This is a genomic window from Marinilactibacillus psychrotolerans, from assembly GCF_900101525.1.
GTDB classification, from domain to species: Bacteria; Bacillota; Bacilli; order Lactobacillales; family Carnobacteriaceae_A; genus Marinilactibacillus; species Marinilactibacillus psychrotolerans.
In genome coordinates, this window is record NZ_FMZD01000003.1 from 13,501 (window position 1) to 34,429 (window position 20,929).

Below are 20,929 nucleotides of genomic sequence, written 5' to 3' on the forward strand. Positions count from 1 at the left end.
AAATGGAGCAAGAATATTTAGATTTAGCTCAAAAAATATTAAATGAAGGTAGCGAAAAAGGGGACCGAACAGGGACGGGGACAAAATCTATCTTTGGTCATCAGATGAGGTTCAATTTGCAAGAAGGATTTCCACTTTTAACAACTAAAAGAGTCTATTTTAAATTAATAAAAAGTGAATTGTTATGGTTCTTGAAAGGTGATACAAATATCAAATATTTACTTGAGCATAATAATCATATTTGGGATGAGTGGGCATTTGAGCGGTATGTAAAATCGGATGATTATACAGGTCCTGATATGACAAATTTTGGATTGAGGTCTCAAGAAGATGAAGAGTTTAACAAAGTTTATCTAAAAGAAAAAGAATTGTTTAATCAAAAAATTCTTTCAGATGATAAATTTTCAGAAAAACATGGGACTTTAGGTAATGTTTATGGAGCACAATGGCGTACTTGGCCAATGACTAACGGGAACACGATTGATCAGATTCAGAATGTAATTGAATCAATTAAAAATAATCCCAACTCAAGAAGACATATCGTTTCCGCATGGAATCCTGAAGAAGTTCCTGATATGGCTTTACCGCCTTGTCATACTTTATTCCAGTTCTATGTACAAGATGGTAAACTAAGCTGTCAATTATATCAAAGAAGTGCAGATGTGTTTCTTGGTGTACCATTTAATATTGCTAGTTATGCTTTACTGACTCATCTAATTGCCCATGAAACTGGATTAGAAGTAGGAGATTTTGTCCATACTTTAGGGGATGCGCATCTTTATTTGAATCATATGGATCAAATAAAAGAACAGCTGTCTAGAGAACCATTACCTTTTCCAACTTTGGAGTTGAATAAAGAAAAGAAAAGTATTTTTGACTTTGAAATAGAGGACATAAAGGTTAGTGGATATAATCCGCATAAAGGTATAAAAGCACCTATAGCAGTATGAAATTAGTTGTTAAAGAGGTCAAAAATATGGAAATTAGCCAAATTGAAGCTGGAAATTATGATTTATATGTAAATCTTTTTCTAAAGGTTTTTAACCATTCACCATGGAATGATGAGTGGGAATCAGAAAAAGCTTCTCTTTATTTAAAAGATATTTTTAATACACCTGGGTTTATTGGTATGGAAGGAATTATAGATGATTGTGTAGTAGCTGCCATTATCGGTAACCGAAAACATTGGTGGAGTGGGGATGAATTTTTTGTACAAGAGATGTTTGTCGATCCTAAATATCAGGGTAAAGGAATAGGAAGTTCGCTATTTGAACAGCTTACTGGTTTACTAAAAGAAAAAAACATAAGTACTTTATCTTTGTTAACCGACAAAGGGATTGATGCAGAATTCTTTTATAAAACCAAGGGAATGGTACAAATTGATAGGCTGATTTTCTTAAGTAAAGAAGTTAGATAATTGAATTTGCCCTATACAACTATTTATAATATATATCGTTGTATAGGACAAGTTGATAGGAGGGTGTTACTGTGCTAACGTTTGTATGGGCAGAAGATGAAAATGGTGTAATTGGAAAAGATGGATCTTTACCATGGAACCTACCTAATGATATGAAATTTTTCAAAGAAGTAACATTGACTGGTAATGTGCTTATGGGAAGAAAGACTTTAGAGTCAATTCCAAATCCACCCTTGAAAAATAGAATAAATGTAGTTCTAAGCAGAAACGAAAACTTTGAAGTTGAAAATATAATTGTTTTACATTCGAAAGAAGATGTTTTGAAGTATGCAGAAGAAAGTGATAAACCATTGCATATTATTGGAGGTTCTGATATTTTTCAGTTATTCAGTCAAGATGTAGACAGGTTATATAAAACACTGATTCACGAGGAATTTGAAGGAGATACAGTTATGTCTCCGATTGACTATGATGCATTCGAATTAATTGAGGAACGAGAAGGAGTGGTGGATGAAAAAAATATTCATGCGCACACTTTTCAGATATATAAACGAAAATAAAAAAGGCAGGATCAAATTATCTAAACTTGATCCTGCCTTTTTTATTTAAGTGTATAGGTAAATTGAAAAGAACATACAGATCGTCCCACCTAGAACAAATAAATGCCATATAACATGCATAAATGGTACATACTTCATACGATAGAAAATAGCACCAACAGTAAAAGATAAACCACCAGCAACTAGCCAGATAAATCCTTCTAGTCCTAAGCCTTGATATAAATAATTTAGAAAGAACAGTGATATCCAACCCATACTGATATATATCCATAGCGATAAACCTTGAAATTTTTTAAACCATACAGTCTTATATATAACACCTAGTAATGCAATTGACCAGATTATGACCGTTAGAAGAATTCCTAAACGTCCAGAAATGGTAATCAACGTATAAGGAGTATAAGTACCAGCTATGAGAAGGAAAATGCTACTGTGATCTAATACTCTCATTACTTGTTTAGCTTTTGTAAAAGTAAGGCTATGATATAAGGTGGAGCATAGATAAAGTAAAATTAGCGTAGTTCCATATACGACATAGGAAGTAACCTCTACTATTCCACCCATTTCAAGTCCTTTTTTAACCAAGAACACTAGCCCGACTATACTTAATATAAAGCCCATTCCATGGGTGATGGCATTTAAAACTTCATTCCAGATAAGATATCCTCGTGAAGTTAACTTTTCAGATGTGTTATCTGACATAATAAACCTCCTATAACTGACTTCTAACTAAACTTCGTTTCTGTACCTCAAATTGATAATTTGGTATACTATCTTTTGAGTACTTATGAAGTAGTAACCAAGTTTTTGATAAAATTAGTATATCATATTTACATGCTTTAGTGCCAATCTCAAAGAATATCTTATTATATATTGAGGAAAAATAATATATAGCAATTTTCATTAAAATTAAGGAAGGGTTTGTATGAAGTATTTTAAAGTTTTTGTTTCTAGTTTTTTAATCATTATGTTATCAGCTCTTATCGGCTATCTTTTATTGAACACTTTTATTTCAAATAATTCTACTCAAGGTAATAAATTAAATGAAAATATGAATAAGAAAGAGAGTACAAGAGTCGCACTTGATATAGTAGCGATTGGCGATTCTCTGACTGAAGGTGTGGGAGATAGTACTAAAAGAGGGGGATATGTGCCGTTGGTTGCAGAGCAATTAAGAAGCAACCCTATAGTGAGTTCGGTAGAAACTCAAAATTATGGACATGCAGGAGATACAACAAAGCAATTATTAGCCTTACTAGAGGAAGAGGAAACCGTTCAGTCTGCATTATCTCAAGCAGATATCATAACGCTGACAATTGGCGGGAATGATATTGTCAATAATTTGGATAAGGTAGGCTTGAATGGGTCCTTGAAAGATTTTGAGTCAACTATTCAATCCTATGAAAAAAATGTGAACATTATTTTTTCAACCCTTAAAGAATTAAATAGTGAAGCGATTATTTACATTTATGGATTATATAACCCTTATCATTATTATTTTAATGAGTTCTCACAACTTCAAAAAGTTTTTGATACCTGGAATTCTAGAACTAAACAGTTAGCGGAAGATACAGAAAATGTAAACTTTGTTGAAATAGATTCACGGTTTAATCCTGCTGAATTTTCAAGTGAACCTGAAAATAGTTCGGAAACAGTTGAAGATGTAAGTGAACTTGAAGATGAGAACCATCCTTATTTATATAAAGAAGATTTATTTCATCCTAATGATAGAGGTTATCAGATTATGGCAGATACTTTATATGATTTAATGGAAACAGATTTAAAAAATCAAACTATTAAGTAGTGGTCAGTTTCAAATAAAGCAAGGGAGAGAATACATTGGCAGAACAAAGATCAAAAAATAACAAGAAATCTGAAAAAGAAAAGAGAGAGGTTAATCCATGGAAATGGGCCTTTCTCATAGTGATTGGTTTATTTATCGGCCTGTTAATATGGCTGTTTGTACAATTGCAGCCAGTAAAAGTTGGAGAGGAAAATAAAGAACCTTTTGAAACAGCAGAAGATGATCTTGTCTTTGAAGTTAGTACGACCAAAGAAGATGTAACTAGGCTGACAAATAAGTATTTAAATCAGGAACTTGATGGGGAATTTGAAGGATTTAGTTTTGATTTAGAGGACTCTGCTGAATTAAGTGGTGAAATAGAAGTATTCGGATTTCCGATTGAATTTTCACTATTTATGACACCTTATGTACTGGAAAATGGAAATCTGCAGCTTCGAGGTGAATCTTTAAATATAGGTTCTTTGAACTTGCCTATAAGCTTTGCAATGGCTCAAATATCTAGACAAGTAGATTTTCCGGAATGGATAGCAATCGATAGTGAAGATCAGTTTATCATTGTTAATTTAAATGAGTTTTCATTAGATAATGGAACACAGTTTTCACTTGAACGTATTAACTTACAAGAAAATGATATTAGACTAAATATTCATTTGCCACTTGATGCAGTAAGATGATACACTATTTCAGATAAGATGCTGAAATAGTTGAATAATTCGTTCAGAAATTTGGCAGAGAAGGAATGATTAGAAATGGAAAAAGCAATATTTGCAGGAGGTTGCTTCTGGTGTATGGTAGAACCTTTTGAAGATCAAGATGGTATTCTATCTGTTACTTCAGGTTATACGGGGGGGCATGTTGAGGATCCGACATATGAACAAGTGAAATCTCAAACTACTGGTCATACCGAAGCGGTAGAGATTGTATTTGATCCAGAAAAAATGAGTTTTGAAGAATTAGTTGAGATTTATTGGAATCAAACAGATCCTACTGATGCCATGGGACAATTCATGGATAGAGGAGATAGTTATCGCCCGGTTATTTTTTATTTAAATGAAAAGCAAAAACAAATAGCAGAGAGTTCTAAACTCAAATTAGAACAGAGTGGTAGATATAGTGAACCAATTGTAACAAAAATTCAAAAAGCTGAGATCTTTTACAGAGCAGAAGAAGAACATCAGGAATTTTATAAAAAGAATCCTAGACGTTATAAACAAGAAAAAATGGAACGATTTGACTGGCAAGAAGCTAAAAAGGAATCGGGGTCCAATAAATGAAAAGATCATTTTATCATTACTTAATGACCCGTAGAGATCCAAATAAAAAAGATGAGGTTACATTGTTTGCAAATGCTGTAGAAGATGACGGTAGTTTTCCAAAGCAAAGTGAAGACTATAATGAAGTCAGTGCTTATCTTGAATTGAATGGTCACTATTTACCGAATATGGATGTATATGACGAAGCTTGGAATCAATATCTTGATCATGATTCACACTGAAAAAAAGGAGATGGAAATATGAGCACACATATTAATGCAAAAAAAGGAGATATCGCACAAACAGTTTTATTGCCAGGGGACCCGCTCAGAGCTAAATATATAGCAGAAACATTCTTAGAGGATGTTGTACAATATAATACAGTGCGAAATGCATTCGGGTACACGGGCACTTATAAAGGAAAAAGAATTTCCGTTCAAGGTACGGGTATGGGAATTCCTTCTATTATGATTTATGTAGAGGAGCTGATCCAAGAATACGGTGTTGAAACTTTCATGCGTGTGGGATCTGCTGGAGGGATGAAAAAAGAAATAGAAATACGAGACGTTGTGTTAGCTCAAGCAGCGACTACTGATTCTAGTATTATAAAGAATACTTTCAATAACCAAGTAGATTTTTCTCCTATTGCTGACTTTGATTTACTGAAAACGGCTTATGAGATTGGTTCCGATAAAGGAACGAAAATTAAAGTTGGAAACGTATTGAGTGCAGATCGTTTTTATAATGAAGAGTTAGATAAAATGAAGTTAGCTGATTACGGGGTTTTAGCTGTTGAAATGGAAGCGGCAGGTCTTTATCTTTTAGCAGCTAAGTATAATAAAAGAGCGTTATCACTACTTACAATCAGTGACCATCTGTTAACTGGGGAAGAAACCACTTCTGAAGAACGTGAAAAAACGTTTAATGATATGATGATCATTGCGCTTGAAACAGCATTAAAAATTAAATAAATATTTTTAATGTACTGACTTGTCCAGATGTATGCTAAGAAAAGAGGTAATATATGGAACAAGAACCGCAGAATAAAAAACATAAAAAAAAGGTCAGTCTTTTGGTTTATATAACTTCTTTAATTATTATGTTAATTGTTGGAGTCGTTGGAACATTGTCCTTTTCTAGATTAATGGACATTAATCAAGAAAATACGGCACAAGAATCAGCACAAAATACTGATGCTAACTCTACTTCTCAAAGTACTGAGTTGAAACAAATAGATGAATTATATTCAATTTTACGTACGAATTATTTTGAAGAAGTTGATTCAGAAGTTCTGATCGAAGGTGCTCTAGAAGGAATGGCAGGGGCTATAGGAGATCCCTATACTGCATATCTAGATGCAAGTGAATCCACTTCATTACAAGAGGATACGCAAGGTGAATTTGAAGGAATTGGTGCTGAAGTTATGAAAGAAGGAGAATTCGTAAGAATTGTTTCTCCTATCACTGGATCCCCAGCAGAAAAGGCCGGTTTACAAGCAAATGATAAGATAATAACGATTGATGGAGAGTCTGTAGCAGACCTTTCTTTGCAAGAAGCAGTTGCTTTGATTCGAGGTCCTAAAGATTCAGAAGTAGAACTTTCACTTCAGCGCTCTGAAGATGAATTTTCTGTCAAAATTATTCGTGATGCCATTCCTGTTGAATCAGTAGTTTACGAATTAGATAAATCTGATCCTTCAATAGGCTATATTCAAATTACTAACTTCAATCGTCCAACATACGAAGAACTCGTTACTGCAATTGAAGAGTTGGATAGCAAAGGCGCTGAAAAATATGTATTTGATGTAAGAGGAAATCCTGGAGGTTTATTAGATATTGCCTTGCAGATGTCAAATATTTTCGTTGAAGATGGCAAACCCTTGATGCAATCTGAAATTCGTGGAGAAGATCCAATTATCTATACAGCAGATTCTGAACAATATGGTTCTTTTAAATTTGACCAAAAGGCCGTACTATTGATTGACGAAGGTAGCGCAAGTGCTTCTGAGATTTTAGCTGGAGCAATGAGTGAATCTGCTGACATTCCTTTGATTGGCCAGACGACTTTTGGCAAAGGGACTATTCAGAATGTTGTGCCTTTAACTGGTAATGGTGAAGTGAAATATACAACTGGAAAATGGTTAACCGCTAAGGGTACTTGGATTAACGAGAAAGGTATAACCCCAGACGTTGAAATTGCAATGCCTGAATATCAGAGCTTATTATTAATCAACAGTGAGAAAACTTATAAGTCTGATGATTCTTCTGATGAGGTAAAAAACCTTAATGCAGTACTGAATGCTTTAGGGTATGAAGTTGATAAAACAAGCAGCCTATTTAATGAACAGACTGTAGAAGCGGTCAAATCATTCCAACAAGAGAATGAAATTGATGTCGATGGAGTGGTTACGGGAGCAACATCGAACACTTTAGTAGAAGCATTAAGAACATTAATAGAAAAAAATGATACACAATATAATGAGGCAATCAAATATTTGCAATCTAAATAATATAATAAAACGATTTATGATAATCCATAAATCGTTTTATTTTTAAAATATAAAAATACTTACATTTTACAAGAAAATATTAAAAATAACTTGATAATACTTGAAATAGTAAGCTATAATTAATTATTAGGTTTCTAGCTAACGTATGAGGAAGAGGATGTATATGCAAAAGTGTCTTGAAAGATCAAGACGATTACGCATCGGAAGAGTCTTATTTGGCATAGCATTGATTCTGGTGTTTCTAAGATTATATATTTTTATTCCTACAGAAGTGACTGGAATTTCAATGTATCCTACTTTAAACCCTAATGATCGAGTAGTTATGTCTACAGTTTCAAGTATTAATCGGTTTGATATTATTGTTTTCACAGATCCCATGAATAAAACAGTGGTGAAAAGAGTGATTGGTCTCCCAGGAGACTCTGTAAGATATGAACAAGATAATCTTTATATCAACAACAAAATAGTAAAAGAACCTTTTTTAAAGCGTTCAGAAATATCAGGTGAGCCTGGTTTGTGGACTTCGAATTTTACAATGATTAATGACAATGAAAACAAAGTACCTGAGGATCACTATTTTTTGATGGGTGATAATCGTCGTTATAGTTATGATAGCCGTTTTTATGGTAGTATATCTAGGGAAGAAGTTCTTGGTAAAGTAGTTATGATGTATTACCCTTCGGATAAGATTAATTTTTTTAGTCAAATTCCATGATTTAATAGTTGCCTATTATTAAGAGATAACAGAGAATAGATAAGTATAATTTTTTGAATTAAGTTAGAGAGAAGGTTGATTGATGAGTGATCAACAATATGAAGAAAGTGAATTTGAACCAAGAAAAAACAAATATAGCAAGAGTAAAAAGAAAAAAACTGAAAAAAAACGTACTTTTTTTCAGGAACTAGTTAGTACGATCTTATATATTATAGTCTTGACAGGTGTTTTTTACCTTATCCAGATGTTTTTATATGCTCCGGTTAGTGTAGAAGGAGAATCGATGGCTCCAACTTTAGAGGATGGAGATAAATTATTATTAAATAAATTCAGTGATTATGACCGGTTTGATATTATTGTTTTTCCAGCACCAGATGATCCAGATAAACAATATATTAAACGGGTAATCGGACTTCCCGGGGATAAGATTCGATATAGCGATGAAACACTTTATATCAATGATAATGAAGTTGATGAACCGTTCCTTGATGGAGGAGCAGAGCTTAGCAGCTCAGAAGATGCAATAGGCGGAACAATTAATGAATTTTCATTAGAATCTTTGCAAGGTGTAGAAACTGTCCCAAAAGATCAATATTTTGTAATGGGTGATAATAGAAATAATTCTAGAGACAGTCGCTATTTCGGGTTTGTTTCTAGAGATACAATAACGGGAAAAACAACCTATAGGTTTTTCCCATTTAACCATTTTGGAAGTATTGATTAATAATAATAGTGTTTGAATCAAAAGTTGGTAGAGAGTAAGCCTCTTTTACCAACTTTTTTTATGCAATTAAAGCCTTTATGGTACACTGACAATAATTAAAGTGTTAGGAGAATATTCAATGACAATACAATGGTATCCAGGACATATGGCGAAAGCAAAACGTCAATTCCAAGAAAAATTAAAATTAGTAGATGTGGTATTTGAATTAGTAGATGCCCGCATTCCATATTCAAGTAGAAATCCAGATTTAGTTGAAATGATTGGGAATAAACCTCGTATTACTATTTTAATGAAGAGTGATCTGGCAGATATGAAACGAGTAAATGATTGGTTGAAGTTTTATGAGTCTCAAGGAATTTATGCAATATCGATCAATGCTAAACAGGGACAAGGAATCAAAGAGGTTATTAAATTAGCTAAAGTTGTTTTAAAAGAATTATTTGAAAAAAGAGAAGCTAAAGGTATGAAATCTCGAGCTATTAGAGCGGTTTGCGTAGGCATTCCTAATGTTGGAAAATCTACATTAATTAATCGATTTGCTCGTAAAAATATAGCTCAAACTGGCAATCGACCCGGAGTTACTAAGTCGCAGCAATGGATTAAGTATGGTAAGGAACTAGAATTATTAGATACTCCTGGCATTCTTTGGCCGAAGTTTGAAGATCAAGAAGTGGGCAAGCGTTTAGCTGTTACTGGAGCCATTAAAGATACATTATTACATTTAGATGATATTGCTTTATTTGGCATGTCCTATTTAGTTAATAATTACCCCGGAGTATTAGCAGATCGATATAAGTTTGAAAAAAGACTAGAAACTGAGATGCCTCTTCCGGAACTTCTAATGGAGATTACTCGCTTACGAGGTTTTAAAGATGACTATGAAAGAGGGGCGCAAGTGTTGATTCACGAGTTACGAGATGGTAAATTAGGTAGATTCACATTTGAAACCCCAGACGATATTAATGAAGAAAGTGATTTTAATGAATGAACTGACAATTAAAGAAATAAAAAAAATCCTTGAAAAGATAAGTGAATTAGAAGACCCAAGGCTCCAAGACTTCAAAAAAGATAATCGCAAAGGAGTCAAGAACGCAATAATTCAATGGGAAAAAGCAAGAAGTAAAAAAGAAAAATTACTGATGGATTATGAACGCATGAGTGATTATGAAAGGTCAGCTTACGCTCAAGGTGCTCGGATTATTGCAGGAATAGATGAAGTTGGTAGGGGTCCTCTTGCGGGTCCAGTACTTGCTGCCGCGGTTATTCTTGACCCTGATAATCCAATTATAGGATTAAATGATTCAAAAAAACTATCAACTTCTCAGAAAACACTGCTTTATAACGAGATTCAGGAAAAAGCTCTGGGAATTGGAGTAGGACTGGTTGAAGCTAACGTAATAGATGAGATTAATATATATCAAGCTAGTAAGCTTGCTATGGTTAAAGCTGTCAAAGAGCTAGATTCTATGCCTGATTTTCTTTTGATTGATGCGATGAAACTTCCATTGCAGTTACCACAAGAGAGTATCATTAAAGGTGATGCCAAGAGTATTTCAATTGCTGCGGCAAGTATTATCGCTAAAGTGGAACGGGATAGGCTGATGGAAGAATATCATTTGAAATATCCCGGATATGGCTTTGATCAAAATGCTGGTTACGGTACTAAACAACATCTTTTAGGATTAGATAAGAAGGGAATTACCCCTATTCATAGACTTTCTTTTGCACCTGTTAAAGAAAGGCTATCAATTTAATGATTTTGTCTTTTAAATGTAAATAATATATATAGAAAAGGAAATATATTATTATTTTATAAGGAGACAAAATGATGCTAATTAATCAATTTGAAGAGATATGTTTTGTACTAGCTCACTATACAAAAATGTCTATTGAAGAAAAATGGAGTTTTTTACAAGATCTCTTAGTAGAAAACGGGCAGTATTCATATGATTTAAAACCATTAAAAAAGCTTTCTAACCAAAAGAAAGCTTTTTTTTTAGATTTCCAAAAAAAATTTCCTTACCAGCAGAAAAAAAACGAATTACTTCAACAAGGTGCAGAATGGATAACAATATCGGATGATGAATATCCTATAATGTTAAAAGAAATCTACCTTCCGCCACTAGTATTATTTTATAAAGGGAATATAGAATGGATCAATGAAACTATTATAGGAATTGTTGGAGCAAGAGAATGCACGGAATATGGTAAAGCAGTTGTCAGCAAACTTGTTCCTCCTCTGGTCGATCAAGGAATCATTATAAGCAGCGGCTTAGCGAAAGGAATTGATTCTTACGCCCATAGCACCACAATTGAAGGAAATGGAAAGACCATAGCTGTGATTGGTACAGGACTAGATAAATACTATCCTTTTAGTAACTATGATACTCAGAAAAAAATTGAAAATGAACATTTAGTAGTAACAGAATTCCCTATAGGTTCAAAGCCGCTAAAGCATCATTTTCCGCTTAGAAATAGGATTATTTCTGGAATTAGTGAAGGGATTATAGTTGTAGAAGCAAAAAAAAGAAGTGGTAGTTTGATTACTGCCTATCAAGCATTAGAGCAGAATCGACAGGTTTATGCAGTACCGGGATCTATCTTTAGCAAACTTTCTGAAGGAGCAAATGATTTGATAAAATCTGGTGCAAAAACAGTAAACTCCCCCAAGGATATAATTGAAGATTTAATTTATAAATTTTAAGAGAATGGAAAGTAAAATAGTAGATATTTGTGAAAAAATGAATCTTGCAAGTTGACAAACCCTATTCTATGGCATATGATGAGTAACGATTCTTTCGTAAAAAATAATTGGTGTTAGATATTAAAGTTCAAACTTGAAAAAATCAGTTATAACGTACGATTAATGAATGTACAAACAAATAAATTACTCAGTAGAGCTTATATAAATTGAAAGGGGCCGTTGATTTGGCTTATAAATACCTGGTCATTGTAGAGTCACCTGCCAAAGCAAAAACGATTGAAAAATATTTAGGTAGAAACTATAAAGTAGTCGCTAGTTTAGGACATATAAGAGACTTACCGAAAAGTAGAATGGGCATTGATTTTGAGAATAATTATGAGCCTGACTATATAACGATTAGAGGAAAAGGACCTGTAATAAAAGATTTAAAAAAATATGCAAAAAAAGCTGAAAAAGTTTATCTCGCAGCCGATCCGGATCGTGAAGGGGAAGCTATTGCGTGGCATTTAAGCTTTCTGTTAGGTCTACGAGAAGATGAAAAAAATCGTGTTGTATTTAATGAAATTACTAAAGAAGCAGTAAAAAACGCTCTCAAAAATCCACGCGATCTTGACGAAAATCTAATTGATTCTCAACAAGCAAGACGTGTACTTGACCGAATCGTGGGCTATCAGATAAGTCCATTACTATGGAAAAAAGTCAAACGTGGATTAAGTGCAGGACGCGTTCAATCTGTTGCACTAAAAATTATTTGTGACCGTGAAGAAGAAATTAAGAACTTTAAACCGGAAGAATATTGGTCTATCGAAGGAAACTTTATTAAAACACGTAAGAAGTTCAAGGCTAATTTCTACGGTGTAGATGGGAAAAAAACTTCTCTATCTAATAAGGAAGAAACTGATAAAATTTTAGATAGAATCGATAAAGATGAAAAATGGACAATAAAAAAAGTTACGAAAAAAGAACGAAAAAGAAATCCACAGAATCCATTTACAACAAGTAGTTTGCAACAAGAAGCTGCTGGAAAACTGAATTTTAGGACTCGTAAAACAATGATGGTTGCTCAGCAACTATATGAAGGAATTTCCTTAGGGCGTGGTGGTACTGTAGGTCTAATCACATACATGCGTACCGACTCCACTCGTTTATCTGAAACTGCTAAAGCTGAAGCGACACAGCTTATTCTTGAGGATTATGGCGAAGAGTATTCTGCTTCTAAAGTTCGCAAAGTAAAGAATGCAGAAGGAGCACAAGATGCTCATGAGGCAATAAGAGCGACTAGCGCAATGAGAAGACCCAATGACATCAAACAATATCTGTCTAAAGATCAATATAAACTTTATAATCTTATCTGGTCAAGGTTTATAGCAAGTCTAATGAAACCGGCAGTTTATGATACGATGAGAGTAGATCTTGAGCAAAATAGTGTAATGTTTCGTGCCAATGGATCTAGTATTAAGTTTGATGGATACCAAGTTGTTTATAAAGATCAGTCAAAAGAAAAAGATAATATTTTGCCTGAAATGCAAGAACAAGATGAAGTAACATTAGATAAAATTGATCCAGAACAGCATTTTACCCAACCACCAGCTAGATATAGTGAAGCGAGTCTTATCAAGACTTTAGAAGAAAATGGTGTAGGACGTCCGTCCACGTATGCCCCTACACTAGAAACTATTCAGAGAAGATATTACGTAGCCTTGAAAAATAAGCGTTTTGAACCAACTGAATTAGGCGGAATAGTGAACGAGATGATTAAAGAATTTTTCCCTAATATTGTTGATGTACACTTTACTGCTAAAATGGAAAAAGACTTGGACTCTGTTGAAGAAGGAAAGATAGAATGGGTCAAAATTATTGATCAATTTTATAATCCTTTCAAAGAAGAAGTAGAAAAAGCAGAAAATGAAATCGAAGCAGTGGAAATAGAAGATGAACCAGCAGGATTTGATTGTGAAAAATGTGGTCATCCAATGGTTATTAAAATAGGCAGATATGGTAAGTTCTATGCTTGTTCTAACTTTCCCGATTGTCGTAATACTAAACCGATCGTTAAAAAATTGGAAATTACTTGTCCTTTATGTAAAAAAGGTGAAGTTGTAGAACGAAAATCTAAAAAAAATCGTATATTTTATGGTTGTGATCGTTATCCTGAGTGTGAATTCACATCATGGGATAAACCAATCGGTAGAAACTGTCCTAAATGTGATCATTTCTTAGTGGAAAAAATCACAAAAAAACAAAGCCAAGTAAAATGCTCGAATTGTGATTATGCAGAGGATATTCAAAAATAAAATATTATTAGAGACGTCTTATAAACAGTATAGAGAATCTGAGTTTTTATTATTTTAATAAAAATTCAGATTCACTGTGAAAGCGTCTCTTTCGTTTGTATTCCTTTATACGATTCTTAATAGTATTATGGTAAACTATAGTAGCATGAACGTTGGAGGGGTAGAAATGGAACAAAATTTAGTTCATCTATTCATGAATTATTTAATACATGAAAGACATTATTCAGATTTAACAAAAAAAGCTTATTTAGAAGATATACAAGCTTTCTCCATGTTTTTGAAAGAGACAGGAAACGACGATTTCTTGTCTGTAACTTTACCTGATGCTAGAATATATTTAGGTTTTTTAAATGATAAAGGTTATTCCAGAACGTCAATTTCTAGAAAAATTTCTAGCCTTAGAGCTTTTTATCAGTTTTTATTGAATAATGAATTAGCTAATGACAACCCTTTCTCCTATTTAAATATGAAAAGGAAAGGGCTGCGACTGCCTACTTTTTTTTATGACCAAGAAATTAAGCAGTTATTCGAGGCTGCCTCAGGTACCACCTTGCTGGATTATCGAAATATGGCGCTCTTAGAGGTTCTGTATGGAACTGGTATCCGTGTGAGCGAATGTGTAGGATTGAGGGTAGAAGACATAGATTTTGAGATGGGCGTTATGTTAGTAACCGGAAAAGGGAATAAAGAACGATATGTTCCTTTTGGTCACTATGCTTCCATTGCATTACAAGAATATATGGAAAAAACTCGTACTGAACTTATGACTAGATATGCGAAAGAGCATACCTACGTATTTATTAATCACCATGGTGAACAGATCACATCAGCAGGTGTTCAGTATACGTTGAACCAAATTATTAAAAAAAGTACGCTAACATCGAATATATCTCCGCATATGTTTAGGCATACATTCGCTACTCATTTGTTGGATAATGGAGCAGATATGAGAACAGTTCAAGAATTACTTGGACATAAAAGTTTGTCATCAACTCAAATCTATGCTCATGTTACAAAAGAACATCTACAATCTGATTATAAAAAATATCATCCTAGAGCTTGATGGATAGTTTATATTATATTAATAAATAGTATCAAATACGTATGGAGGTACAATATGACTGAATTTCACGCTACAACAATATTAGCAATACAACATAATGGTAAGTCAGCAATGGCAGGAGACGGACAAGTTACAATGGGCGAACAGGTCGTAATGAAAGGAACAGCGCGTAAAGTAAGAAAAATATACAATGGAGAAGTCTTAGTAGGATTTGCCGGAAGCGTTGCTGACGCTTTTACATTAGAGGAAAAATTCGAAGGATATTTGAATCAATATAACGGAAACCTTATGCGGGCAGCAGTAGAATTAGCTCAAGAATGGCGTACTGATAAAATGATGAAAAATCTTGAAGCTTTATTGATTGTTATGAATAAAGAAGAAATGTTACTAATCTCTGGAAATGGTGAAGTTATCCAACCAGACGATGGCATTCTTGGAATAGGATCAGGCGGGAACTTTGCCCTTTCAGCTGCTAGAGCTTTGAAACAATTTGGCGGGCCATTATCGGCAAAAGAAATCGCAGAAAATAGTTTATCAATAGCTGCAGACATCTGCGTTTATACAAACCACAATATCATTTCAGAAGAATTGTAAGGAGACTATGATGAGCACAAAAACAGACTTAAAACCCAGAGAAATTGTAGAAAAACTTGATAAATATATCGTAGGTCAAACAGAAGCAAAAAAATCTGTTGCCATAGCCTTGAGAAATCGATATCGTCGCTTGAAACTGGATAGTGACATGCAAAAAGAAATTACCCCTAAAAATATTTTGATGATCGGTGCTACAGGTATTGGTAAAACAGAAATTGCCAGACGTTTAGCAGATATTGTTGATGCACCTTTCATAAAGGTTGAAGCAACTAAATTTACAGAAGTCGGCTATATTGGTCGTGATGTGGAATCAATGGTTAGAGATCTGACAGAAGCATCGGTACAAATTGTTCGTGAAGAACAGCGCAAGAATGTTCGAGGAAGAGCAGAGAATAAAGCAATCGAAAGAATTGCAAAGGTATTAGCTCCTGGTATAAAAAAAGAGAAAAAACAACAGGATCAAAACCCATTAGCAGGTATGTTTAAAGGGATGGGAATTGATCCGAATCAATTATATGCTGAACCTGTTGAAGAAGACGAAACAGTTACAGCAGAAATCTCATCTAAAAGAGAAGAGTTAATAAATCAAATTCGAAAAGGTATATTAGATTCTAGAGAAGTAGAAATCAAAGTTGAAGAGAAAAAGCAATCTGTAAGCCCGATGAACGCTCCATTAGAACAAATGGGGATTGATCTTTCGGAGACATTCGGTCAATTTAAACCTTCAAAAAAAACCAAACGTAAAGTAACAGTTAAAGAAGCAATTGAAATTTTTATGGAAGAAGAAGCAGATAAATTGATTAACCAAGAAGATATTCATGCTGAAGCTGTTCATCTCACAGAAAACGCTGGTATCATTTTTATTGATGAAATTGATAAGATTACTTCAAAAGGTCAAAACAATAGTGGACAAGTATCAAGAGAAGGGGTACAAAGAGATATCTTACCGATTGTAGAAGGGTCTAGTGTGAAAACAAAGTATGGTACAGTAAATACTGATCATATTTTGTTCATTGGATCTGGAGCATTCCATGTTTCCAAGCCAAGTGATTTGATTCCAGAACTACAAGGACGTTTCCCGATTCGTGTTGAATTGAAGGATTTAACAAAAGAAGATTTTGTTAAAATCTTAACTGAGCCAAAAAATGCACTGGTAAAACAATATCAAGCTTTGTTAAGCACAGAGAATATTAATGTGATTTTCACAATGGAAGCTGTTGAAAGAATTGCAGAAATTGCGTTTGAAGTAAACGAATCAACTGATAATATAGGCGCAAGACGGTTGCATACTATTCTTGAAAGGCTACTTGAAGAGTTGCTTTTTGAAGCTCCAGATATGCAAATGGGAGAAGTTAAGATCACTCAAAAATATGTAGATGATAAAATAGGTCATATTGTTGAAAATAAAGATCTTAGTCGTTATATTCTTTAAATTGTAGTCTGAATCCAGATAGATGATCTAGTTTCGTAAGGAAAGGAACACTACATTAAATGAGTAATCAACTCTTTTTAGACAAAATAAAAGAATTAAACAAACAGGCTAACATAAAAGATTGGGCAAAATACATTCTTTCAAATGATTCAAAAGAAATTGATTTTCCATTAAAAAGTATTTCTTTTGCCTTAGGTAAACTGTTAGATGCAAATATATATGTGATTAATGCTGAAGGAATCCTTTTAGGATATTATGAGCGACATCGGGTAAATACTCAACGGGTTAGGAATTTGATTGAAAATAAATCATTTCCTTATAACTATATTCACAGACTAGTTAATGTTCAAGAGACCATTAAAGACATCAAAATCGATGACAATTTAACAATATTTCCAGTGGAGAAAAGAGCGAATTACCCTGAAGCTTTAACTACCATAGTACCGATAAAGCTTTCAGATGATAGGTTAGGTACGTTGTTGGTAGGGAGAATTCAAGAAAAAATCAGTGAGGTAGATCATTTGGTTATTGAACATGCTGCTTCAATGATTGCGATAGAAATTGCTTTAGAATACGGTAAAATTGAAGTAGAGATTGATAAACAGGTTTCCGGAGCTAAATTGGCAATGTCTACACTTTCCATTACCGAAGTTAAAGCTTTGCAAGGGGTCTTTAATCATATGGGTGAAGGGACTATGGAGATGATACTTACTACTTCAGAAATTGCGGATAAAATTGGAGTAACTAGATCTATAGTAGTTAATGGCTTACGAAAATTAGTCTCTGCCTCTGTTATCGAGCAACGATCTATGGGAATGAGAGGAACTTATATAAAAGTTTTGAATCCATTATTTACTAAAGTACTTTTTGGAAATCTCGACTAATAAGAAAGCCTTCCTCTATTTATAATGATAGAGGAAGGCTTTCTGTATGATAGTTGAGATAAATTTACTTATTTTTTTTAAAACCAAATGGTACTTTGTTTTCTGTTCCATTTTTGATTCGTCCAATATTTGACTTGTGTCTGACAATCACTATAATCATTGCGACCCATACAATTAGTGCAAATAAAGGATCTCCTAAGAAAAGAGAAGCAATTGCTCCAATGATGACTGCTATAATACTAGCTAAACTAACCATACTAGAAGTATATAGTACTGCTCCCCAGAGGACAGCTAGACAAAGTAGAAATATTGGTTGAGCACCTAAAGCGATACCAGCACTGGTAGCAACTGCTTTGCCACCCTTAAATTTAGCAAAAATAGGATACACATGACCAATGACTGCGAAAAGACCTACTACCATAGGATGAACATCAGATCCTAGCCACATGGGTAATAGAGCAGCTAAAGTCCCTTTTAAAATATCTAATACTAGAACAATAATTCCTGCCTTTTTACCGAGCACCCTAAATGTATTTGTTGTCCCTGAATTACCGCTACCATGTTCACGTACATCTGTTTTATAAAATAGTTTACCGATCCAGACTCCTGAAGGTATAGATCCTAATAAATATGCCAAGAGAAACATGATCGCTTCTAACAAAGGCTTCACTCCTTACAAACAATTTCTATCTTTTAATATAATACCACGTATAGGTATAAAGAAAAATAATTATTGATAATCAATTAGATTATTGATTATTCTAGTGAAAAAATATAAAGTAAAAGAATTGGAGAATGTGGAGTAGGGATCATAATTGTACAAAAACAGCGAATATGTTTGTATCAGGTACATACGTTCTTCACATAAATCGTTACTTTATGGTAAGATAACTATGCTTGCTTAAATTCAATAAGCAAATATATATAGATTCTAACATGAATATAAAGATTGTTTTCTTCAAATTATATTTGGAGAATAAAGTATAAGGAGTGGCTATAATTGGTAAAAAAACCTCAATATGACGATACATCGATCCAGGTATTAGAAGGATTAGATGCAGTTAGAAAAAGACCAGGGATGTATATTGGATCCACAGATTCAAGAGGTCTACATCATTTAGTTTATGAGATCGTAGATAATTCAGTAGATGAAGTATTAGCTGGATTCGGATCAGAAATCAATGTCAAAATAAACAAAGACAATAGTATATCCGTTTCCGATGATGGTAGAGGAATGCCTGTGGGTATGCATGCTTCTGGGATTCCAACCATCCAAGTGATATTTACTGTTCTTCATGCTGGAGGAAAGTTCGGGCAAGAAGGGGGATATAAAACTTCTGGTGGCCTACATGGAGTCGGTGCTTCGGTTGTGAATGCTTTATCTGAGTGGCTAACAGTAGAAGTAGTAAGAGATAATGTACTATATAAACAACGTTTTGAAAATGGCGGAAGACCAGTTGGAAAATTAGAAAGCAAGAAAGTCTCTAAACGAAAAAACGGGACAACTATCCATTTTAAGCCGGATATGAAGATTTTCTCTACAGTAGATTATTCGTACTCTCTGTTATCCGAAAGACTACGAGAATCAGCCTTTTTATTAAAAGGCCTAAAGATAACGCTATCTGACGAGAGAGATGATATACAAGAAGAATTTATGTATGAAGAAGGCATTAAAGAATTTGTTCATTACATCAATGAAGAAAAAGATACATTGACTCCTATTGCCTATTTTGAAGGAGAAAATAATAGTATAGAAGTAGAATGTGCTTTTCAGTATAATGATGGCTATTCTGAGAGTGTTTTGAGTTTCGTCAATAACGTTCGAACTAGAGATGGTGGAACACATGAAATCGGAACAAAAGCAGCTATCACAAAAACGTTCAATGAATATGCTAGAAGAACAGGCCTTTTAAAAGAAAAAGACAAGAACTTAGAAGGGACAGATGTAAGAGAAGGAATTGCGATTATTATATCGGTTCGTATTCCAGAAAACTTATTACAGTTTGAAGGACAGACAAAAAGCAAACTTGGAACAACTGAGGCAAGAGCCGCTTGCGATAATGTTGTTTCAGAACAACTAAACTTTTATTTATCTGAGAATGGTGAAATGAGCCAGCAAATTGTTCGCAAAGCGATTAAAGCTAGAGAAGCAAGGGAAGCTGCACGAAAAGCAAAAGAGGAATCTAGAAACGGTAAGAAGCGTAAACGAGAGACTCTACTTTCTGGTAAGCTGACCCCTGCTCAAGGACGAAATGCGGCTAAAAATGAACTTTACTTAGTCGAAGGTGATTCTGCTGGGGGCTCAGCAAAACAAGGGAGAGACCGTAAATTTCAGGCTATACTGCCCTTAAGAGGGAAAGTCATCAACACTGAGAAAGCAAATATGCAAGATATTCTAAAAAATGAAGAGATTAGCACAATGATTTATACGATTGGAGCAGGGGTAGGACCGGAATTTGATATTAAGGATTGCAATTATGATAAAATTATTATCATGACAGATGCGGATACCGATGGTGCGCATATTCAAGTTTTATTATTGACTTTCTTCTACCGTTATATGAAACCATTAATTGAGAATGGGAAAATCTATTTAGCTATGCCTCCTTTATATAAAGTTACTCAAGGTAAAGGGAAAAATGAAAAAACGGCGTATGCCTGGACAGATGAAGAGCTAAATGTGACTTTAAAAGATTTCGGAAAAACTTATCTGATCCAACGATATAAAGGTTTGGGTGAAATGAACGCAGATCAGCTTTGGGAGACAACTATGGATCCTGCTACCAGAACACTGATACGCGTTACCTTAGACGATTTGGCGCAAGCAGAAAGAAGAGTTTCTGTCTTAATGGGAAACAAAGTAGATCCTCGTAGAAAATGGATTGAAGAAAATGTAGAGTTTTCTCTAGAAGAAGATGGTAGTATTCTTGAAACTAATACAATGCTGGAAGAGAACGAAACTTCTCAAAAGTAGGA

22 protein-coding genes are annotated in these 20,929 nt (G+C 33.9%); 20 read left to right on the forward strand and 2 right to left on the reverse strand.

All coding sequences use genetic code 11. From position 1 onward, the window contains the following. The first annotated feature begins 2 nt into the window (after positions 1–2). The 3 genes from BLT22_RS02005 to BLT22_RS02015 all read left to right on the forward strand — a co-directional run bounded on the left by BLT22_RS02005 (position 3) and on the right by BLT22_RS02015 (position 1,977). Positions 3–950: a thymidylate synthase gene (locus tag BLT22_RS02005; protein ID WP_087059723.1), complete on the forward strand. Its 948-nt coding sequence runs from the start codon at positions 3–5 to the stop codon at positions 948–950. Positions 951–976: 26 nt separating this feature from the next. Then, on the forward strand, positions 977–1,417 hold the full coding sequence (locus tag BLT22_RS02010; RefSeq protein WP_087059721.1) for a GNAT family N-acetyltransferase: 441 nt from the start codon (positions 977–979) through the stop codon (positions 1,415–1,417). 71 nt (positions 1,418–1,488) lie between these two features. Next, a complete protein-coding gene (locus tag BLT22_RS02015; RefSeq protein WP_087059719.1) occupies positions 1,489–1,977 on the forward strand; it encodes a dihydrofolate reductase in 489 nt (162 codons plus the stop codon). Positions 1,978–2,022: 45 nt separating this feature from the next. Here BLT22_RS02015 and trhA read toward each other — a convergent pair whose 3' ends face one another. Further along, on the reverse strand, positions 2,023–2,679 hold the full coding sequence (trhA, locus tag BLT22_RS02020; RefSeq protein ID WP_087059717.1) for a PAQR family membrane homeostasis protein TrhA: 657 nt from the start codon (positions 2,677–2,679) through the stop codon (positions 2,023–2,025). Positions 2,680–2,902: 223 nt separating this feature from the next. Here trhA and BLT22_RS02025 point away from each other — a divergent pair, with 223 nt between their 5' ends. The 16 genes from BLT22_RS02025 to BLT22_RS02100 all read left to right on the forward strand — a co-directional run bounded on the left by BLT22_RS02025 (position 2,903) and on the right by BLT22_RS02100 (position 17,953). After that, positions 2,903–3,781 (forward strand): GDSL-type esterase/lipase family protein, encoded by an 879-nt coding sequence (locus BLT22_RS02025; protein ID WP_091760131.1) that lies wholly within the window; start codon positions 2,903–2,905, stop codon positions 3,779–3,781. Positions 3,782–3,816: 35 nt separating this feature from the next. Next, positions 3,817–4,455, forward strand: coding sequence for a YpmS family protein (locus tag BLT22_RS02030; protein ID WP_087059713.1), 639 nt, complete (start codon positions 3,817–3,819; stop codon positions 4,453–4,455). A 75-nt stretch (positions 4,456–4,530) separates the two neighbouring features. After that, positions 4,531–5,055, forward strand: coding sequence for a peptide-methionine (S)-S-oxide reductase MsrA (msrA, locus tag BLT22_RS02035; RefSeq protein ID WP_091760134.1), 525 nt, complete (start codon positions 4,531–4,533; stop codon positions 5,053–5,055). Next, positions 5,052–5,276 (forward strand): YozE family protein, encoded by a 225-nt coding sequence (locus BLT22_RS02040; RefSeq protein ID WP_087059709.1) that lies wholly within the window; start codon positions 5,052–5,054, stop codon positions 5,274–5,276. Before msrA ends, BLT22_RS02040 begins: the two co-directional genes overlap by 4 nt. Before the next feature lie 18 nt (positions 5,277–5,294). Next, on the forward strand, positions 5,295–6,005 hold the full coding sequence (gene deoD / locus BLT22_RS02045) for a purine-nucleoside phosphorylase (protein ID WP_091760136.1): 711 nt from the start codon (positions 5,295–5,297) through the stop codon (positions 6,003–6,005). Between the two features lie 53 nt (positions 6,006–6,058). Then, positions 6,059–7,543, forward strand: coding sequence for a S41 family peptidase (locus tag BLT22_RS02050; RefSeq protein WP_091760138.1), 1,485 nt, complete (start codon positions 6,059–6,061; stop codon positions 7,541–7,543). Positions 7,544–7,706: 163 nt separating this feature from the next. Further along, a complete protein-coding gene (gene lepB, locus BLT22_RS02055) occupies positions 7,707–8,258 on the forward strand; it encodes a signal peptidase I (RefSeq protein WP_171034407.1) in 552 nt (183 codons plus the stop codon). Between the two features lie 82 nt (positions 8,259–8,340). After that, positions 8,341–8,982, forward strand: coding sequence for a signal peptidase I (lepB, locus tag BLT22_RS02060; protein WP_091760141.1), 642 nt, complete (start codon positions 8,341–8,343; stop codon positions 8,980–8,982). A 118-nt stretch (positions 8,983–9,100) separates the two neighbouring features. Further along, a complete protein-coding gene (ylqF, locus tag BLT22_RS02065; RefSeq protein WP_091760143.1) occupies positions 9,101–9,970 on the forward strand; it encodes a ribosome biogenesis GTPase YlqF in 870 nt (289 codons plus the stop codon). Further along, a complete protein-coding gene (gene rnhB / locus BLT22_RS02070) occupies positions 9,963–10,736 on the forward strand; it encodes a ribonuclease HII (protein ID WP_091760146.1) in 774 nt (257 codons plus the stop codon). Before ylqF ends, rnhB begins: the two co-directional genes overlap by 8 nt. A gap of 74 nt (positions 10,737–10,810) precedes the next feature. Beyond that, positions 10,811–11,686 carry a DNA-processing protein DprA gene (gene dprA, locus BLT22_RS02075; protein ID WP_176935277.1) on the forward strand — a complete coding sequence of 292 codons (876 nt, stop codon included), beginning with the start codon at positions 10,811–10,813 and terminating at the stop codon, positions 11,684–11,686. Between the two features lie 224 nt (positions 11,687–11,910). Next, positions 11,911–13,980 (forward strand): type I DNA topoisomerase, encoded by a 2,070-nt coding sequence (gene topA / locus BLT22_RS02080; protein ID WP_091760152.1) that lies wholly within the window; start codon positions 11,911–11,913, stop codon positions 13,978–13,980. Between the two features lie 166 nt (positions 13,981–14,146). Further along, positions 14,147–15,043 (forward strand): tyrosine recombinase XerC, encoded by an 897-nt coding sequence (gene xerC / locus BLT22_RS02085; RefSeq protein ID WP_091760155.1) that lies wholly within the window; start codon positions 14,147–14,149, stop codon positions 15,041–15,043. Between the two features lie 54 nt (positions 15,044–15,097). Beyond that, positions 15,098–15,637, forward strand: coding sequence for an ATP-dependent protease subunit HslV (gene hslV, locus BLT22_RS02090; RefSeq protein ID WP_091760158.1), 540 nt, complete (start codon positions 15,098–15,100; stop codon positions 15,635–15,637). Between the two features lie 10 nt (positions 15,638–15,647). Continuing rightward, the gene (gene hslU / locus BLT22_RS02095; RefSeq protein ID WP_371861788.1) at positions 15,648–17,069 is read left to right on the forward strand and encodes an ATP-dependent protease ATPase subunit HslU; all 1,422 of its coding nucleotides are present in this window, start codon (positions 15,648–15,650) and stop codon (positions 17,067–17,069) included. Between the two features lie 59 nt (positions 17,070–17,128). Continuing rightward, positions 17,129–17,953: a hypothetical protein gene (locus BLT22_RS02100; RefSeq protein WP_091760164.1), complete on the forward strand. Its 825-nt coding sequence runs from the start codon at positions 17,129–17,131 to the stop codon at positions 17,951–17,953. Between the two features lie 64 nt (positions 17,954–18,017). Here the strand turns inward: BLT22_RS02100 and plsY are convergent, their stop codons facing one another. After that, positions 18,018–18,614, reverse strand: a complete 597-nt coding sequence (gene plsY / locus BLT22_RS02105) for a glycerol-3-phosphate 1-O-acyltransferase PlsY (RefSeq protein ID WP_091760167.1) — start codon at positions 18,612–18,614, stop codon at positions 18,018–18,020. 339 nt (positions 18,615–18,953) lie between these two features. Here plsY and parE point away from each other — a divergent pair, with 339 nt between their 5' ends. Beyond that, positions 18,954–20,927, forward strand: a complete 1,974-nt coding sequence (gene parE, locus BLT22_RS02110; protein ID WP_091760170.1) for a DNA topoisomerase IV subunit B — start codon at positions 18,954–18,956, stop codon at positions 20,925–20,927. The last annotated feature ends 2 nt before the right edge of the window (positions 20,928–20,929 follow it).

Excerpts from the sequence above, each read along its gene's own strand:
- BLT22_RS02025 (WP_091760131.1), top strand. The coding sequence starts at position 2,903 with ATGAAGTATTTTAAAGTTTTTGTTTCTAGTTTTTTAATCATTATGTTA.
- deoD (WP_091760136.1), top strand. The coding sequence starts at position 5,295 with ATGAGCACACATATTAATGCAAAAAAAGGAGATATCGCACAAACAGTT.
- msrA (WP_091760134.1), top strand. The coding sequence starts at position 4,531 with ATGGAAAAAGCAATATTTGCAGGAGGTTGCTTCTGGTGTATGGTAGAA.
- hslV (WP_091760158.1), top strand. The coding sequence starts at position 15,098 with ATGACTGAATTTCACGCTACAACAATATTAGCAATACAACATAATGGT.
- BLT22_RS02005 (WP_087059723.1), top strand. The coding sequence starts at position 3 with ATGGAGCAAGAATATTTAGATTTAGCTCAAAAAATATTAAATGAAGGT.
- BLT22_RS02050 (WP_091760138.1), top strand. The coding sequence starts at position 6,059 with ATGGAACAAGAACCGCAGAATAAAAAACATAAAAAAAAGGTCAGTCTT.
- hslU (WP_371861788.1), top strand. The coding sequence starts at position 15,648 with ATGAGCACAAAAACAGACTTAAAACCCAGAGAAATTGTAGAAAAACTT.
- trhA (WP_087059717.1), bottom strand. The coding sequence starts at position 2,679 with ATGTCAGATAACACATCTGAAAAGTTAACTTCACGAGGATATCTTATC.
- ylqF (WP_091760143.1), top strand. The coding sequence starts at position 9,101 with ATGACAATACAATGGTATCCAGGACATATGGCGAAAGCAAAACGTCAA.
- BLT22_RS02100 (WP_091760164.1), top strand. The coding sequence starts at position 17,129 with ATGAGTAATCAACTCTTTTTAGACAAAATAAAAGAATTAAACAAACAG.
- BLT22_RS02010 (WP_087059721.1), top strand. The coding sequence starts at position 977 with ATGGAAATTAGCCAAATTGAAGCTGGAAATTATGATTTATATGTAAAT.
- rnhB (WP_091760146.1), top strand. The coding sequence starts at position 9,963 with ATGAATGAACTGACAATTAAAGAAATAAAAAAAATCCTTGAAAAGATA.
- dprA (WP_176935277.1), top strand. The coding sequence starts at position 10,811 with ATGCTAATTAATCAATTTGAAGAGATATGTTTTGTACTAGCTCACTAT.
- lepB (WP_091760141.1), top strand. The coding sequence starts at position 8,341 with ATGAGTGATCAACAATATGAAGAAAGTGAATTTGAACCAAGAAAAAAC.
- lepB (WP_171034407.1), top strand. The coding sequence starts at position 7,707 with ATGCAAAAGTGTCTTGAAAGATCAAGACGATTACGCATCGGAAGAGTC.
- BLT22_RS02040 (WP_087059709.1), top strand. The coding sequence starts at position 5,052 with ATGAAAAGATCATTTTATCATTACTTAATGACCCGTAGAGATCCAAAT.
- xerC (WP_091760155.1), top strand. The coding sequence starts at position 14,147 with ATGGAACAAAATTTAGTTCATCTATTCATGAATTATTTAATACATGAA.